Source organism: Vibrio sp. D404a, assembly GCF_030248535.1.
GTDB lineage: Bacteria > Pseudomonadota > Gammaproteobacteria > Enterobacterales > Vibrionaceae > Vibrio.
Genome location: NZ_JAHGAJ010000010.1, coordinates 34,324 through 50,927 on the forward strand (window position 1 = coordinate 34,324; position 16,604 = coordinate 50,927).

The following is a 16,604-nucleotide window of genomic DNA, read 5'->3' on the forward strand; positions in this document are numbered from 1 at the left end:
AAAAAGCAAGCACTAAGCAAATGCCTAAATTTTGTCAGCATCCTCGCCACTGTTAACCAGTTCACCGCACATCAGCCCTCCTATTCCATCGCTAGCTATTAATAGGCGCCACAGTTATAGGCATTACTTTTTGGAACGAGAATCGCTGTAAATACCTAAAATGGATAAGAAACTCTGATCTAGATAACAAAAACCCAACCCAGTTAACAAAATGGATGAGTCCTAAATGTAATAACCACATTTTTAGTGATGCGATTAGGATTTATAAGATGATGCAATTACATTTCGTTAACAGGACTGGTATGTTCATATTCTTAAATATGAGAAATCAATAAGTCAAAGAAAAACAATTATATAACTATAAATAAAGGTCAGCTCAGCTCATGTTTGACTACTCCCAACTCAGTAAAGTCGCGGCTAAAGATCAAGACATCACAGCCACGTTAGACGACCTGTTTCAGCTTGTTCGTGCTTGCTACCCCACGCTATCACGTCTGTCCATCGCCTTAACGAGCGAGAATAAGGCCACCAATTACTTTGTCTCCGACGCGCTGTGCCAAGAGGCAAGCCATAACTATGTCGAGTACAATATTAGGCCGGAATCTTCATTACGTAAGATGTCTGAGCTACCTTCAGTTCGTGTTATCAATGACTTATCGACGATGAATCCAACACGGCAAATTTGTCGCTTGATCGATATTGGGCATCAAAGTAGCTACACCTCCCCTATATACTATCGTGATAAAAACCTTGGCTTTATCTTTATCAACGCCACCGCGATTGGGTTCTTTAATCAGAAAAGCATACAAGCTGACATTGCGTATCTATCGCAGCTCATTGCGAGTCTGTTTACGCGACTGCATGAGAACCAAAAACACTTTCAAACCTCTCTCGCGATTGCTCTAAATATGGGCCATGCAAGAGATCCAGAAACCAAAGAGCATTTAATCCGCATGGGACGCTACAGCGAGATCTTGGCTCGAGCGATGTCTGAGCAAAAGCCGGAAATCACCTATCAATTCATTCATCGAATTCGTGTTTATGCACCTTTTCATGATATCGGTAAGTATCGAATCCCCGACCATGTACTTTTTAGCACCAAGCGATTCAGCGATGAAGACCGCGCCATCATGAATAAACACACGCTCTATGGTGAGGCCATGATTGAGGACGTGGTGTCTATCTCTGACAATCACTCTATCTCTCAAGATGAAGTACAGTTTCTGAAGAACATTATTCGCCATCATCATGAGCGCTATGATGGAACTGGCTTACCAGACAGACTGTGTGGCACTCAAATTCCATTGGAAGCACGTATCGTTACCTTAGCAGATGTGTTTGATGCCCTGCTGAGTAAGAGAGCCTATAAATCTGAATGGGAGCTTGATGATGTGCTGGAGTACATCGAAGAAAACGTTGGCATTATGTTCGACCCAAACTGTGTCGAAGCGCTTAAGCAGAACTTAGATACCTGTATGGCAGTAAGGGAGCAGTTTTCTGACAAAGAAGAAGTGACCAGCTTCCAGGCTTAATGTTGGTTAGGTATCTAACTAGAAATCACTAGGGTGTGTTGACAGAAACAAAAAAGGATGCCAGTTAGCATCCTTTTTCATTTTTAAAACAACTAATTACGATTATACGTCGTAAGTTGTTGAAGCAGTGTCGCCGCCTGTACCGGTCCAGTTCGTGTGGAAGAACTCACCACGTGGACGGTCAGTACGCTCGTAAGTGTGAGCACCGAAGTAGTCACGCTGAGCTTGAAGCAGGTTAGCTGGTAGACGAGCTGTTGTGTAACCGTCTAGGAAAGATAGCGCAGAAATCGTACATGGCATTGGGATACCAGACTCTAGAGATTTCGCTGCTACTTTACGCCATGCCGCTAGGCTGCCTTGTAGGATGTTTTTGAAGTACTCATCAGAACCTAGGAACGCGATGTCTGGGTTTGCTTCGTACGCATCACGGATGTTGCCTAGGAATGCAGAACGGATGATACAACCACCACGCCACATTAGTGCTACGTTACCGTAGTTTAGATCCCAACCGTTCTCGTTAGACGCTTCGCGCATTAGCATGAAGCCTTGAGCGTAAGAGATGATCTTAGAAGCTAGTAGCGCTTGACGTAGTGCGTCAACCCACTCTTGCTTATCCCCTTCAACTGGCGTGATTGTCTTACCGAATAGAGATTCAGCTTCAACACGTTGGTCTTTCAGTGCAGATAGGCAACGAGAGAATACAGACTCAGAGATAAGCGTTAGAGGAATACCTAGGTCTAGTGCGTTAATACCCGTCCATTTACCAGTACCTTTTTGACCAGCAGTGTCTAGGATCTTCTCAACTAGAGGCTCACCGTCTTCATCTTTGTAGCCAAGGATGTCGGCAGTGATTTCTACTAGGTAGCTGTCTAGCTCAGTCTTGTTCCAGTCAGCGAATACTGCTTGCATTTCATCTGCAGACATACCAAGACCATCTTTCATGAACTGGTAAGCTTCAGTGATAAGCTGCATGTCGCCGTATTCGATGCCGTTGTGTACCATCTTAACGAAGTGACCAGCACCGTCGTTACCAACCCAGTCACAACATGGCTCGCCAGCGTCAGTTTTTGCAGAGATACCTTGGAAGATTGGCTTAACCGCTTCCCAAGCTTCAGCCGCACCGCCTGGCATGATTGAAGGACCGAAACGAGCACCTTCTTCACCACCAGATACACCAGTACCGATGAAGTTGATGCCTTTCTCACGACAATGCGCTACACGACGGTTCGTATCAGGGTAGTTAGTGTTACCACCGTCAATGATGATGTCGCCTTCATCTAGAAGTGGGATTAGGTTGTCGATGAACGTATCAACAACGTCACCAGCACGAACCATAAGCATCACTTTACGTGGTGATTCTAGTTTCTCAACTAGCTCTTCTAGAGAGTAAGCACCAACAATGTTAGTACCTTTAGCTGGACCTTCTAGAAACTCGTCTACTTTCGCAGCAGTACGGTTGTGAGCCACAACTTTGAAGCCGTGGTCGTTCATGTTTAGGATAAGGTTCTGACCCATTACTGCTAGGCCAATTACACCGATATCACCTTTCATTATTTATATCTCCTTGCGGCTATTCGCACTTACGCGATAGCACTTGCTGCATTTGAATCTAGGAACCACTCTGTTTCGCCAGTTTTAGACTGGATTTTCGCTGCCGGGTAAGGCAGTTCTGAAGCAGGAGTTGTATGAATTTCTTTAACGATCTCAACTTTACCTGCACCCAGTACTAGGTAGCTGATTCGTTTTGCTGCCTCTAAAACTTTTGCTGTTTTAGAAACACGGATTTGACCAGACTCAGGGTGAGAAGCCAGTACAGATAGGTTCTCATCTTGGTAGTTCGTTGCACCCGGGAACAGTGATGCAGTGTGGCCATCTGCGCCAACACCTAAAAGAATCCAATCAAAAACAGGTGTGCCGTTTTCACAAGGAATCACATCAGCCATCTCTTTTGCAAAGCGCTCTGCTTCTGCTTTAGGCTCATCTTCGCCGCGAATACGGTGGATGTTCTCAGCAGGAAGGTTTACTTGAGAGAATAGAAGCGCGTTTGCTTCACCGAAGTTGCTTTCTGCATCATCCGGAGCCACACAACGCTCATCGCCCCACCAGAAGTGAAGGTTGTTCCACTGAATGCCTTCTGCGTATGGCGCTTGCGCCAACAATTTGAAAAGCATTTTTGGTGTGCTACCGCCAGACAGTGAAATGTGAACAGGTTTGCCCTGCTCGCTGTACGCTTTCATTTCGTTTGCTAGGTTTTCTACAACTAGCTCTGGCGTTTCAAAGATCTTGTGGTTGATCATAGTTCGCAGTAATCCGTGTCTGTTAGGTTTTTACATGGGAAGCGCCATGCACGGCCATCTCTTTGCAGAAGCTCATCTGCTTCTTGAGGACCCCAAGTGCCACAAGCATAACCAAATAGTGCCTGAGGATCTTGTTTGAAATCTAAGATAGGTTGAACGTACTTCCAACATGCTTCTACTGCATCGGTACGAGCGAATAGCGTCGCGTCGCCGTTCAGTGCATCAAGAAGTAGACGCTCATACGCTGTTAGCATTTGAGTCTCTTGCAGGTCAGAGTAAGAGAAGTTCATTTTCACTTCTTTCGCTTTGAAGCCTGCACCCGGCTCTTTCAAGCCAAAGCTCATCTGAATGCCTTCATCCGGTTGGATACGGATGATTAGCTTGTTCTCTGGTGCATCTTGACCAAACACTGGGTGTGGCGTGTTCTTAAAGTGAATCACAACCTCAGTAACACGTGTTGGTAGTCGTTTACCGGTACGCACGTAGAAAGGTACACCATTCCAACGCCAGTTATTGATGTAAGCTTTTAGACCAATGTATGTCTCTGTACGAGAATCATCAGCAACACCGTTCTCTTCGCGGTAACCCAATAAGTGTTGACCACGAACGTCCGATGCAGTGTATTGACCTAGCACTAGATCTTTACGCAGATCTTCATCTTCTAGAGGTTTCAGACATTGAAGAACCTTCACCACTTCATCACGCATTGAGTCTGCATTGATTTGTGCTGGTGGCTCCATACCAACCATCGCCAGTACTTGCAGTAGGTGGTTTTGGAACATGTCACGTACTGCGCCTGAACCGTCGTAGTAACCGCCACGCTCTTCAACACCTAAGAACTCAGCACCAGTGATTTCAACGTATTCGATGAAGTTGCGGTTCCAAAGTGGTTCAAACATCGCGTTCGAGAAACGAAGAACCAATAGGTTTTGAACTGTCTCTTTACCTAAGTAGTGGTCGATACGGTAGATTTGGTGCTCTTGGAAGTGATGGTGAATCTCTTTATCCAGCTTCTGCGCAGACTCTAGGTCGTAGCCGAATGGTTTTTCGATGATAAGACGACGCCAGCCGTTCGATTCATCGTTTAGGCCATGTGCCGCAAGGTTTGCTGGAATCACACCGTAAAGGCTTGGCGGGGTTGCCAAGTAGAACAGAGTGTTGTGATTTTCGAATTGATAATCTTGTTCTAGCTTGTCTAGACGCTGTGCTAGACGAGCATAATCTTCTGTGTCAGAGGTATTAATCGCCTGGTAATGCAGATGATTGATGAACGCGTTTAGCGTCTCTGGCTCAGTTTCTTCCATTTCCTGAAGAGATTTCTTCAGTTTTTCACGGTAAGACTCGTCGCTGTACTCAGTACGGCTCACTCCAAGAATCGCAAAGGATTCTGGTAGTTGATTGCTAGCATACAGGTGGTATAGAGCAGGGATCAGCTTACGGTAAGTAAGATCGCCCGACGCACCAAAAATAACGATGCTGCTGTTTTCAGGTATTACCATCATCTTTCCTATAAAAACAAGGTTTTCAGTATTCGCCAACGGTATCAGCGACATACAAAAATAGATAATAGGTCTTGGCTATTAGTTCAATAGCGAGTGCCTATCACACTAGAGAATGCGTTTGGTAAACGAGGGTGATATAGATCACCTCAATTCGGGTCAGTATTGTCTATGACTATTTGATTTACATCAACCACTGTGAGGGCAATCGATTAAATTATGACTCATTTCATTCAAATAAATTGCCATTAGTTAGAACAAAATCGATTAAAGACAACGGAACTCGCATTCCAAATCATTGTAGTGAAAAATAAATGGTATCTGGTCGGTGGAGTAGCACGAAAAACGAGTTGGACATATTAGTAGGGAGTTATTGGTGGTGAGTCGGGAGTTATTGGTGAATGATTACCAAACTGGTTTTATAAAACCATCGTTAGGTTAGGCGTTAATGCTATAGATAGCACCAACGTATTAACATGCGGAGATAAAGAGGAATAACAGCGCCTGTTTTTACCGACGCCGATTGGAGACTATCGGACGGCTTTGTTGTAACAACGCTCCGGCCGACCCACGGTACCGTAATTCAAATCCGCGTTGAGTTCTCCAGTTGTAATCAAATACTCTAAGTATCGACGAGCTGTAGTACGGCTTGCCCCTATACGCTCCCCTGCCTCATCGGCTGTTAGATCTTTTGTCTCCGAACTCTCAAACAGCGCGCGAATCTTATCTAAGGTTACACCATCAATCCCCTTAGGAAGGGTTGCCACTGGTTTTGAATCCGCCTGATTCGCTGCTTGCATCATCTTATCAACTAAGCCTTGGTTTAGATCGGAAACACTCTCAAGCTCTTGTTGCTGCGAACGGTACTTTTTGAGTGAAGCTTCTAGACGTGGAAACATTACTGGCTTTAGCAAATAGTCAACAACACCACCACGCATTGCCTGCTGAAGCGTATCAACATCGCGTGCCGCTGTGATTAAGATGACATCACAGCCTTGGTTGTTGCCTCTTACATGATTCAAAATATCTAGCCCACAGCCGTCAGGCAGATAGACATCAAGCAGTACAAGATCAGGCTTGAGTATATCGAGCTGCATCAAGGCTTCAGACTGCGATGTCGCAATCCCAACAACCTCGAAGCCACCCATCTGCTCCAAGTATCGATGATGCAACTCTGCAATCGCAATATCATCTTCAATAACCATGACTTTAGTGACTGCATTCATTTAGTGCTCTTCCTTAAACGGTGTGTTTTTCTGTGCATGTACATCTGGTGGTAAAATCTGTTCTTCTTTGGGTAGATAGACGGTCATCCTAGTACCAAAATCTCTGTTCTCTACCATATCAAGTTGGCCTTGGTAGCGGTCTGCCAGTTGTTTCACAAGGTACAAACCTACGCCTCGATTCTGCTTAGCCTTGCTTGAAACTCCTTTTTGAGTCAGCTCGTTAATCGCCAAGCCTTGAGGTAAGCCACACCCTTTGTCATCGACCTCAAGGATAACCTCGTTTCCATAATCACTCACAGAGACCTCAATAATGCGTCTTGCAGGTGGAAAAGGATCGTCTTGGCTAATCGCCATGCGTGTTGCGTCAAAGGCGTTATCAATCAGGTTCCCCAAAATCGTCACTACGTCGTCGGCATTCAGCCACGTCGGTAATGTCTCCAGCCTTGAGCCCTCTTCAACCATCAGCTCTAAGCCAATTTCACGGGCACGCTCTGTCTTACCAAGCAGCATGCCTGCAACAAGTGGCTCTTTGACTGTCTCTCGCAAGAACTCAATAAGGCTTTGATAATGTGCGGTTTCTTGACCAATAAGGTGCTGAACGGCTTCAAGTTCTCCCATCTGTAACATGCCACTGATGGTGTTGAGCTTATTGCGATGCTCATGGGTTTGTGAGCGCAGTAAATCAGCATACTCTTTGGTCTGTGAAAGTTGCTCGGTTAGGTCGTTAATCTCATCACGAAGCCTAAAACTGGACACAGCACCCACCACCTCACCAGCGACAATGATCGGGCTGCGGTTAGCAATAATTCGTTTGTTGTTGAGATAAAGCTCAATGTCGTGGTCCGATTGCCCGCTCGATAATAGTTGTTCAAGGTCGCTGTTTGGCACCACCTGAGAGAATGGTTTGTTTAAAGATGCTTCTCGGTCAATAGACAGGATATCGCAGGCACTCTTGTTGATTGAACGAAGAACGCCATGATTATCGATACTGAGTATCCCCTCTTTCACGGTACTCATAGTCACATCTAACTCAACGTATAAACGACCAATCTCTTCCGGCTCAAAACCCAATATCGCTCGTTGGAAACGTCTCGATACGTAACTCGAAATCAGCGCGTTTACTGCCACAACTAAAAGCGCCATGATAATTAAGAAGGCTAAATAGGGTTCAATTCTATCTTGCAACGAATCAAGCAGATAACCGACAGAGACAACACCGATAATCGTCCCATTGTGATCTTTCACCGCAGATTTGCCGCGAACCGAGAGACCTAACGACCCTTTGGCTGTGGAGACATAAGACTCCCCATGAACCAGTGCTTTTTGGTTATCACCGCCTCGCATTGGTTTACCCAACCTTTCATCGACAGGGTGTACTAGCCGCATGCCCTTATCATCGCCTATTACGATAAAAGCAGCGCCAATCAGATGAGTTAGGTTACGAAAACGTTGTTGGTGGTCGGCGTCTGGCTGGGGCAATATTAGCGGATCACTTGAGTGGGCATTGATCAGCTCGATAACACGAGGAGATTCAGACAGAAACTCAGCAACACCTAACGCTTTTAGCCCCATTTCTTCTTCTTGAGAATGTTTGATGTAGGCAAAACCAGCTGCGCTAAGAATCAACAACTCGACTAACCCTGTCACTGTCATAATAATCAGCAATCTTTTTCTAAAGCTGATACTGCTCCACTTCATCGACACCTACTCCCTATGCGATCTAGCAATGTTAACACCAAGTTAATTACGAGAGATTTCAAAGGTTCAGATTTGTGACTAAAGCGCATGTTATTAACAGAGTTTTTAGTCTAAAACCGACTCGCTTCAGATTTAGACAAAGCCTCAAAATCGTTTTTTAGAATTTCTTAGCTCTTGCACTCAGTTACCTGATTAATTATTGACCTAGATCACTCCGATTTTAGCTGTTTTTTAGGTTGGTTATAAAAAATACAATTATACTAGTTGCACATAACAAATTAGATATAAAGCTATCAATTAAGAGACGCCGTTTCTCTTGAGCGTAGACACAACGAAACTAGTAACACATTGGTAACAATTAGCGATTATCGTATGTGTCACAAGAGCACGTAGGAAATGAGCCCTCCTACGTAAAATGTGAAGAACCACCCTATTGATAAAGGTCGATTCTCCACCAAAATCACAACAACAAAAGAGGTAGTCTTTAGTTCTCAGACACTCCAATAATAAATGCTGATTGGCAAAAGTGACGCAGTCGATTTCAAAAACGGATTAAAAACATAACGTAATAACATTGTTGAAAAGGAAACCAGGCAATGAAACGCGATTCTTTTGGAATTTGCCTTACTAAGGCTATGCTGTTCAAAAACTTACAATCGACATTTACGCACGTCAGAGCTTATGAAAAAGATGCTACTTCGCCACTTGATCTCAAAGTACTGTTGGCGTTCCCTCAAATGTCCGGAAGAGATTTGCTTCAAACAATGCAAGGTTCACGTCATCTAGTTTGGCGTGCAGATCACCACTGCCCAGGCTTTGATTAGAGCATTTTCATTTTAAAACAATCACTTCTATATTTAGGGCGTGTTGATCTTTCGAGCTGATTTTTGCAGCGAGTTGCTGGGTGTTTCTACAAGGCAGAGGTTTTGATGTGTAGCTAGCCTACATGAAAAGCCGATAACGCAGTAGAAATGACCAGCAAACGCTGCCCGAAGGGTTCGGCTAAAAGCGTTTTACTCTTTGTTGAGGGGGATTTGTTTAGAATGACTAGACTACTTCCCCCTCGCCGCGATTAAAACGCTTTTATCTCGAACAAAACTTAACCACGAAAGGTCAACACGCCCTAGTTAAAGAGCACGCTCTAGCGTGCTCTTTCTATTTCTAATGAAACACCGCATCTAAACTGAACGTAATACCCATCGCATTTAATAATTGCTCAATCAGTTCAAGACAAATTCGGATCGGCCTGTTAACATTAGAGTTATTACTCTAATTTGGTAAGTATGAAGATGACAACACCAAAATTCAGACCAAAGTTTTCATTGGCCGCTCTGCTAATTAGCTGCGTAAGTTCGGCCAGTTTTGCTGCGCCTCTCTCCTTTCCAGAAGCATGGGGATTACTGCAACAAAACAATAATTCGTTAGCAGCGCAGCAAGCCAATGTTGAACGTTACCAGCATTTACAAAACGCGACCGGTAACCTCAACCTGCCATCGGTTACACTAGGCGCAAACTACACCCACCTCGACAGCGATGTAACCATCAATGGTGAGCAGTTTGCCGACAGTTTAAGTGGTGTAAACCCAACGGTATCTGCAATCTTACGACCTTTAATTGGTGGAGTGACATCTACCATCACTGAGCAAGATATCTTCAGCTCTTCTATTCGTGCAGTATGGCCTATTTTTACAGGTGGTCGAATTACCGCAGCACAAACGGCTGCTGAAGGTAAAAGCGAAGAAGCACAAAGCCAGCTGTTGATGGAGAAACAGGCACGCTACGAAGATCTTACCAAATACTACTTCTCGGTGATCCTCGCTCAAGATGTGGTTCAAACCCGTCTAGCAGTGGAAGCCGGCTTAACTCAACACCGAGATTTCGCGATTAAACTTGAAGAGCAAGGACAAATCGCGCGTGTGGAGCGATTACAAGCAGACGCATCATTAGACAAAGCAGTGGTAGAGCGCACCAAAGCGCAAAACGATCTAAAAATCGCTCAACTCGCCCTTACTCAAATCCTCGGTCTATCTGACACAGCTGAGCCTTCCGAGTCACTTTTCATCAATAATAATTTGCCAAATATGGACACCTTTATTGATCAAACACTGACCACCTACCCCGGCTTACGAATCTTAGATGCGAAAGAGAAACAAGCGAGCAGCCTGATTAAAGCAGAGAAAGGCAAATACTACCCAGAAGTTTATCTATACGGTGACTACAGCCTTTACGAAGATGACTCACTGGCGAGCGAGATGAAACCAGATTGGCTAGTCGGTATTGGCGTCAACGTGCCACTGATCGATACTTCAGGTCGCTCTGATAAAGTAGCCGCTGCGCACAGTGCGGTTTCACAAGTTCAGTACCTAAAATCTCAAGCGAAACAAGACCTCACGGTATTGGTTCAGAAAACCTACCTCGAAGCGCAACAAGCTGTTGAAGAGGTGCAAGGTCTAAACTCAAGCTTGTCGCTAGCGCAAGAAAACCTACTACTACGCAAAAAAGCTTTTAACCAAGGTCTGTCTACATCACTTGAAGTCGTTGACGCCGAGCTGTACCTAGCTAGCATCAAAACTCAACAGTCCGTTGCCCGTTTCCAATACCTCGTTTCACTTAACAAGCTATTGGCACTCAGCAGCGAAATGAATGCGTTCCCAAGCTATTCAACGTCTGCCGTTTACCCTAGTTCTCACAATGCCAATACAAAAGGATGATTCATGAAATCAGTTAAACCACTTCTCGCTTCAATCATAGGTATTGGCATTGTTGGTTGGGTTGGCTATAGCTTCTATCAAGCTTACCTTCCTCAACCTATTAAAATTCAAGGTCAGATCGATGCTCAGCAATACAGTATCTCATCTAAGGTACCGGGCCGTGTCGACCAAGTCTTTGTCCGCAAAGGAGATACGGTTGAAAAGGGTCAACTCGTTTTCTCTCTACTTAGCCCTGAGATTGATGCCAAATTAGAGCAAGCGAAAGCAGGAGAAAAAGCCGCTGGAGCATTGGCTCAAGAGGCTGAGAAAGGCGCACGCGATCAGCAAATCCAAGCGGCGAAAGACCAATGGCTAAAAGCTAAAGCTGCAGCAGACTTAATGGAAAAGACCTACCAGCGTGTAAACAACCTCTATAAAGATGGCGTTGTTGCTGAGCAGAAACGCGACGAAGCGAAAACACAATGGCAAGCCGCGAAATACACCGAAAGCGCCGCGCTGCAAATGTATAAGCTGGCTCAAGAAGGCGCTCGTGACGAAACCAAATTCGCAGCAGCTCAAAAAGCACTAATGGCAGCGGGCGCAGTTGCTGAAGTTGAGGCTTATGCGAAAGATACGCAAATCCACAGCTGGTTCAATGGCGAAGTTGCCCAAGTGCTTCTAAGTAGTGGTGAGTTAGCACCTCAGGGCTTCCCTGTTGTCACTGTTATCGACACACAAGATGCGTGGGCCGTGCTCAACGTTCGTGAAGATCATCTCAAGTACTTTGAAAAAGGCACTCAATTCGAGGCTTACCTTCCTGCACTTGATAAGAACGTAACATTTGAAGTGAGCCATATCGCTGTGATGGGTGATTTTGCAACTTGGCGCTCTACGGATGCTGCTCAAGGCTTCGATCTAAGAACCTTTGAAATTGAAGCTCGACCTGTCGGTAACCAAGACACGTTGCGCATGGGCATGAGTTTAGTGGTAGAGCTGTAGGTCATTTATGTCCCAATCTTCCCAACCCATCAACACAAACGCCACTGAGAGCAATCTTGCGCTTCAGTGGCAAATTGTGCGTAAAGATAAATGGTTACTGTCGAGCCTGACCTGGATCCCGCTGATGTTGGCCGCCAGTATCTGGTTGATCTTCTCTCAAGGGATCGCCCGAGATCTCCCGGTTGCGGTAGTTAACTTAAATCATAGCCAGCTTTCACAGCAGTTTGTCCGCATGGTAGATGCCTCACCGACCCTAGCAGTGACGCAAAAGTACACTGATATCAATCAAGCTAAGCAAGCGATGATCACTCGTGATATCTATGGATACGTGATTATTCCCAAGCACTTTGAGCGAGATATCTACCTTGGCCTCAACCCGCAGGTGTCGGTGTTCTACAACAGTCAATTTATTCTGATCGGTAAGTTGGTCAATTCTGCTCTGCTGCAGGCGCAAGGAACATTTAACGCGCAAGTGGAAGTGCTTAAACAGTTATCAACTGGCGACAAAACGGTTAAGTCTGCGCTGGGTCAAGCCGTTACGGTTCAAAGTCAGATCACGCCACTGTTTAACAAGAACACCAGTTACGCTCAGTTTTTGGTTTCCGCGATCATCCCTGCCCTGTGGCAGATCATGATTGTGGTTGGCACCATCTTGGTTTTGGCCGCTAACTGTCGCGAGTTAGGCCTAAAAGCATGGTTAGGGAAATCACCTGCAAAAGCGCTCAGCTCCACCCTTCTGCCTTACTTCGCACTTTTCCTAGCATTTGGTGTCGGTTTTATAGGCTGGTTTTACGTGTTGTTGGATTGGCCTTATCACGGAAGCTTTGTTCCACTAGTGTTCGCGCAGATAATCACTATTGTTTGTTGCATGATCATGGGCAGCGCCTTCTTCTTTTTGACACTCGATCCCGCGAGAGCCATGAGCTTTGCAGGTGCATTTACCGCACCAAGCTTTGCCTTCATGGGAATTACCTTCCCGGTAACAGACATGAACGCTGCCGCACAAGCATGGCGTAGCCTTCTGCCAATTAGCCACTATATTGAGGCTCAAACCGCACTTTCAAGCTACGGTGCTGACGCAGCACAAACCATTATTCAGTTGTTACCAACGCTAGGGTATTTTGTACCGGCATTGATTACTTTACTGCTGATTCGTAAACACTTAAACGCTCAACCAGTCAATGGAGTGGCACAATGAAATCCTTCAGCTTCATAGAACTCCTTAAGCACGAGCTATTAGCCGTTGTTCGAAATCCTGTAGTGTTATTGACCGTCTTTGGCGGCGTGATTTTCTACTCGTTTCTCTATCCTTTGCCTTACGCGCAGCAAACCCCTGAACAATTAAAAGCGTCAGTGGTGAATTTGGATCGCAGCCAGAGCAGTTATCAGCTAGAGCGAATGGTGGATGCAACACCGCAAATAGATATCACTCGTCGTGATTTTGGTCTCGCTGATGCCAAGCAAGCTTTGCTTAATCAGGAAATCGGTGGCTTTTTGGTGATCCCAGAGAACTTCTATAAAGATTTGCTGCTAGGTAAAAGTCCAACACTCTCCTACGCGGGCGATGCCTCTTTCTTTCTCGTCTACGGCACCATTGTGGAAGGGTTAGCCAAAGCAGGCGGAACACTGGCGGCACAAATTAAAGTCAGTCATTTATTGATTGACGGTGTACCACTAGAGAGCGCAGCCAATGGCTATAGTGCATTCAGTCTCAACTTGAAACCAACGTTTAATAGCCGAATGGGTTACATCGATTACGTTGTGCCAGCGGTGTTTGTTTTGATCCTTCAACAAACCTTGGCCATGGCGTCAGGCTTAATCAGTGCAACACAAAACAGCCAAGCGACACCGGGTTATTGGTCTCGTGTCTCAAGCATTAAGCTCATAATTGCGCGCTGCTGTGTACTTGTGGGTATCTATTACCTGTTATCGATGTACTATTTTGGCGCGAGTTTTGATCTGTATGGCATCAATTCAATGGCCACACACGGTCAATTGCTGACTCTATTGCTCCCTTTCCTTTTGGGCAGCTGTTTAGTTGGTCTATTGATTGGTGAAGTCGTACCAAGAAGAGAATGGGTCACCGTTGTCGTGTTGATCAGTTCAATGCCTCTAATATTCTCGTCAGGCTTTATCTGGCCAATAGAGATGATGCCAGCTTGGTTGGTTGGACTGTCACAGCTTTTCCCAAGTACTCCTGCGATACAAGGCTTCCTTGGGATTAATCAAATGGGTGCCACTTGGCAAGATATTGCACCACAATGGACTTTATTGTGGATACAAGTAGCGGTTTGGGGATCTCTATTAGCGATTAAGATGTTTTACAAATCGAAGAAGCTTGCTTCTGGTTATAGGTAATAACCATTGGAAATAAGCGTTAGAATCAAGCATTGCGGTTTATAAAAATAACGTACACTAACAGTTACTTTTCGAAAGGCCCTTTATTATAAAGGGCTTTTTTATTATCCAAATATAAGGTAACTCCGGTAAATAGTCCTCACTTTCCAACAGCCAAAATATACGACTAAGCCTTCAGTACTTGGTCAACTCTATCAGCAGTTTTTTACCGCACTAAGATATATCCCCAGAAGCTCAAAACACTCCCTTTGGCAACATGACCAACACAAATTGATACGTTTGGCCCGACAAGCAAACGGAAGTCCACTCTAAATGGCCAATAATCGCGATTTCAAAACAATGACTTACAAAAAACGATGACTGACCCCAAACAAATGTAAATTTTTTGTAAAAAAATCTTTGATGCTATTATTTTTATGTATAGGATTATCAACAAGGTCAGTTATATAAATAAAAATGACCTTACTCACACAGAGAAGCTATATCCATATAAAACTTGTTCAGTAATTATATCTATTTGAAGTATTGAGTTAGTTACAAGCCGTTTGTTGCTGACCAAATGAATAGATAACTTGTTGAAAATAAAAGTTAATAGAAAGCAAGCTCAACAGCAGTAAATAAAATTTAGTAAAAGACAGGGAAAACCATGAAAAACATAAAAGCATTATTTTTAGGGTTTATATTATTATTCAGTTCCACCGCATTTGCAGAAGAAGGGTCATTTAATCAAACAATCAGTAATTTAAGCCAAAGTGTTGATCGCTTTTTCAACGACTACACTGGGTGGTTCGTTGGGTTAATATTCAAAAGTGTACCGGTTGGCGAAGCCAACTTTCCTATTATCGTTGGTTGGTTATTACTAGCTGCTGTGATTTTTACTGTTTACTTTGGATTCGTTCAATTTAAACGAGTCGGTATGGCTGTAGATATCATTAGAGGCAAGTACACAGACCCTAACTCAAAAGAAGACGGCGAAGTTTCCCATTTTCAAGCTTTAGCTACTGCCCTTTCTGGAACCGTCGGTCTTGGTAACATCGCAGGTGTAGGTGCTGCACTCGCTATTGGTGGTCCTGGTGCAACATTCTGGATGATCTTGTGTGGCCTTCTTGGTATGGCTTCTAAGTTCTGTGAGTGTACTCTAGGTGTTAAATACCGCACTATCTTACCGTCTGGCGTTGTATCAGGTGGTCCAATGTACTACCTAAGCCAAGGTCTTGGTGAGCGTGGCATGGGTGGACTGGGTAAAGCACTCGCAATCGGCTTTGCTCTGATGTGTATCTTAGGTTCACTGGGTGGCGGTAACATGTTCCAAGCCAACCAAGCGCATGCAATGCTAACTTACGCATTTGATATTCCAAGCGAATACGGCATCATCACTGGCTTTGTACTAGCAGGTTTGGTTTTCTCTGTGATCGTTGGCGGTATGCCTTCTATCGCATCAGTAACTGAGCGTGTTGTACCTTGGATGGCTGCGCTATACATCGGTATGGCTCTGATTGTTATCGGTTCAAACCTTGATCAAGTAGGTCCTGCTTTTAATGCTATCTTTACTGGCGCATTTACTGGTGAAGGTGTTGTCGGTGGCTTCATTGGTGCCCTTATCCAAGGTCTAAAACGTGCAACCTTCTCGAACGAAGCCGGTGTAGGTTCAGCTGCAATTGCTCACTCTGCGGTTAAAACAAAAGAGCCAATCACTGAAGGTCTAGTATCTCTACTAGAACCGTTCGTTGATACCGTTGTTATCTGTACAATGACGGCACTGGTTATCACTATCGCAGGTCTAAACACAGGTCCATTCGATGGTTCAGGTCTAACAGGTGTAACACTAACAGCGGCTTCGTTTACTGAAACAGCAGGCTTCTTCAAGTACACCCTAGCACTAGCCGTTATCATGTTTGCATTCTCGACTATGATCTCTTGGTCATACTACGGTCTAAAAGCGTGGACTTACCTATTCGGTGAAGGCAAAACAACGGAGCTTATTTTCAAAGTGATGTTCTGTGTGTTTGTTGTAATCGGTGCGACAATTCAGTTCGGCGCGGTAATCGACTTCTCTGATGCTGCTATCTTCGCGATGTCTATCTTCAACATTCTTGGTCTTTACTTCTTGATGCCTGTTGTTAAGAAAGAACTTCACTCATTCGTTACACGAGTGAAATCAGGCGAGATCAAAGCATATAAATAAGTCTTGCTGAATGTTCATGCTCAATGGGTGGAGCCGTTCCAAATCCCATTAACATCAAAGCGATGAGCATAAGCGGATAAACAAACTAAAAGAGCCATTCGAATTAACGAGTGGCTCTTT

12 protein-coding genes are annotated in these 16,604 nt (G+C 44.7%); 7 read left to right on the forward strand and 5 right to left on the reverse strand.

Features of this window, described 5'->3' with window-relative positions; translation table 11 throughout:
* Window positions 1–383 precede the first annotated feature (383 nt).
* On the forward strand, window positions 384–1,532 hold the full coding sequence (locus KI655_RS06930) for an HD-GYP domain-containing protein (RefSeq protein ID WP_285403017.1): 1,149 nt from the start codon (window positions 384–386) through the stop codon (window positions 1,530–1,532).
* A gap of 102 nt (window positions 1,533–1,634) precedes the next feature.
* On the opposite strand, the gene gnd is transcribed toward KI655_RS06930, so the two are convergent.
* From gnd to KI655_RS06955, 5 genes are all read right to left on the reverse strand, one after another.
* On the reverse strand, window positions 1,635–3,083 hold the full coding sequence (gene gnd, locus KI655_RS06935) for a decarboxylating NADP(+)-dependent phosphogluconate dehydrogenase (RefSeq protein ID WP_285403019.1): 1,449 nt from the start codon (window positions 3,081–3,083) through the stop codon (window positions 1,635–1,637).
* 29 nt (window positions 3,084–3,112) lie between these two features.
* Window positions 3,113–3,829: a 6-phosphogluconolactonase gene (gene pgl / locus KI655_RS06940; protein ID WP_285403021.1), complete on the reverse strand. Its 717-nt coding sequence runs from the start codon at window positions 3,827–3,829 to the stop codon at window positions 3,113–3,115.
* On the reverse strand, window positions 3,826–5,328 hold the full coding sequence (gene zwf / locus KI655_RS06945) for a glucose-6-phosphate dehydrogenase (protein WP_285403023.1): 1,503 nt from the start codon (window positions 5,326–5,328) through the stop codon (window positions 3,826–3,828). Before zwf ends, pgl begins: the two co-directional genes overlap by 4 nt.
* 530 nt (window positions 5,329–5,858) lie before the next feature.
* Window positions 5,859–6,554: a response regulator gene (locus tag KI655_RS06950; protein ID WP_285403025.1), complete on the reverse strand. Its 696-nt coding sequence runs from the start codon at window positions 6,552–6,554 to the stop codon at window positions 5,859–5,861.
* Complete coding sequence (locus tag KI655_RS06955) at window positions 6,555–8,093, reverse strand: ATP-binding protein (protein WP_373417276.1); 1,539 nt, start codon at window positions 8,091–8,093, stop codon at window positions 6,555–6,557.
* Between the two features lie 755 nt (window positions 8,094–8,848).
* Here KI655_RS06955 and KI655_RS06960 point away from each other — a divergent pair.
* From KI655_RS06960 to KI655_RS06985, 6 genes are all read left to right on the forward strand, one after another.
* Window positions 8,849–9,076: a hypothetical protein gene (locus KI655_RS06960; protein ID WP_032549176.1), complete on the forward strand. Its 228-nt coding sequence runs from the start codon at window positions 8,849–8,851 to the stop codon at window positions 9,074–9,076.
* A 459-nt stretch (window positions 9,077–9,535) separates the two neighbouring features.
* A complete protein-coding gene (locus KI655_RS06965) occupies window positions 9,536–10,963 on the forward strand; it encodes a TolC family protein (RefSeq protein WP_285403030.1) in 1,428 nt (475 codons plus the stop codon).
* 3 nt (window positions 10,964–10,966) lie between these two features.
* Window positions 10,967–11,941, forward strand: coding sequence for an HlyD family secretion protein (locus KI655_RS06970; RefSeq protein ID WP_285403032.1), 975 nt, complete (start codon window positions 10,967–10,969; stop codon window positions 11,939–11,941).
* Window positions 11,942–11,948: 7 nt separating this feature from the next.
* Complete coding sequence (locus tag KI655_RS06975; protein ID WP_285403034.1) at window positions 11,949–13,139, forward strand: ABC transporter permease; 1,191 nt, start codon at window positions 11,949–11,951, stop codon at window positions 13,137–13,139.
* Window positions 13,136–14,299, forward strand: a complete 1,164-nt coding sequence (locus tag KI655_RS06980) for an ABC transporter permease (RefSeq protein ID WP_285403036.1) — start codon at window positions 13,136–13,138, stop codon at window positions 14,297–14,299. Before KI655_RS06975 ends, KI655_RS06980 begins: the two co-directional genes overlap by 4 nt.
* Before the next feature lie 646 nt (window positions 14,300–14,945).
* Window positions 14,946–16,484, forward strand: coding sequence for a sodium:alanine symporter family protein (locus tag KI655_RS06985; protein ID WP_285403038.1), 1,539 nt, complete (start codon window positions 14,946–14,948; stop codon window positions 16,482–16,484).
* Window positions 16,485–16,604: the final 120 nt, after the last annotated feature.

What these genes read in the sequence shown, in the direction of transcription:
- KI655_RS06930 (WP_285403017.1), top strand. Translation starts at nt 384, where the DNA reads ATGTTTGACTACTCCCAACTCAGTAAAGTCGCGGCTAAAGATCAAGAC.
- gnd (WP_285403019.1), bottom strand. Translation starts at nt 3,083, where the DNA reads ATGAAAGGTGATATCGGTGTAATTGGCCTAGCAGTAATGGGTCAGAAC.
- pgl (WP_285403021.1), bottom strand. Translation starts at nt 3,829, where the DNA reads ATGATCAACCACAAGATCTTTGAAACGCCAGAGCTAGTTGTAGAAAAC.
- zwf (WP_285403023.1), bottom strand. Translation starts at nt 5,328, where the DNA reads ATGGTAATACCTGAAAACAGCAGCATCGTTATTTTTGGTGCGTCGGGC.
- KI655_RS06950 (WP_285403025.1), bottom strand. Translation starts at nt 6,554, where the DNA reads ATGAATGCAGTCACTAAAGTCATGGTTATTGAAGATGATATTGCGATT.
- KI655_RS06960 (WP_032549176.1), top strand. Translation starts at nt 8,849, where the DNA reads ATGAAACGCGATTCTTTTGGAATTTGCCTTACTAAGGCTATGCTGTTC.
- KI655_RS06965 (WP_285403030.1), top strand. Translation starts at nt 9,536, where the DNA reads ATGAAGATGACAACACCAAAATTCAGACCAAAGTTTTCATTGGCCGCT.
- KI655_RS06970 (WP_285403032.1), top strand. Translation starts at nt 10,967, where the DNA reads ATGAAATCAGTTAAACCACTTCTCGCTTCAATCATAGGTATTGGCATT.
- KI655_RS06975 (WP_285403034.1), top strand. Translation starts at nt 11,949, where the DNA reads ATGTCCCAATCTTCCCAACCCATCAACACAAACGCCACTGAGAGCAAT.
- KI655_RS06980 (WP_285403036.1), top strand. Translation starts at nt 13,136, where the DNA reads ATGAAATCCTTCAGCTTCATAGAACTCCTTAAGCACGAGCTATTAGCC.
- KI655_RS06985 (WP_285403038.1), top strand. Translation starts at nt 14,946, where the DNA reads ATGAAAAACATAAAAGCATTATTTTTAGGGTTTATATTATTATTCAGT.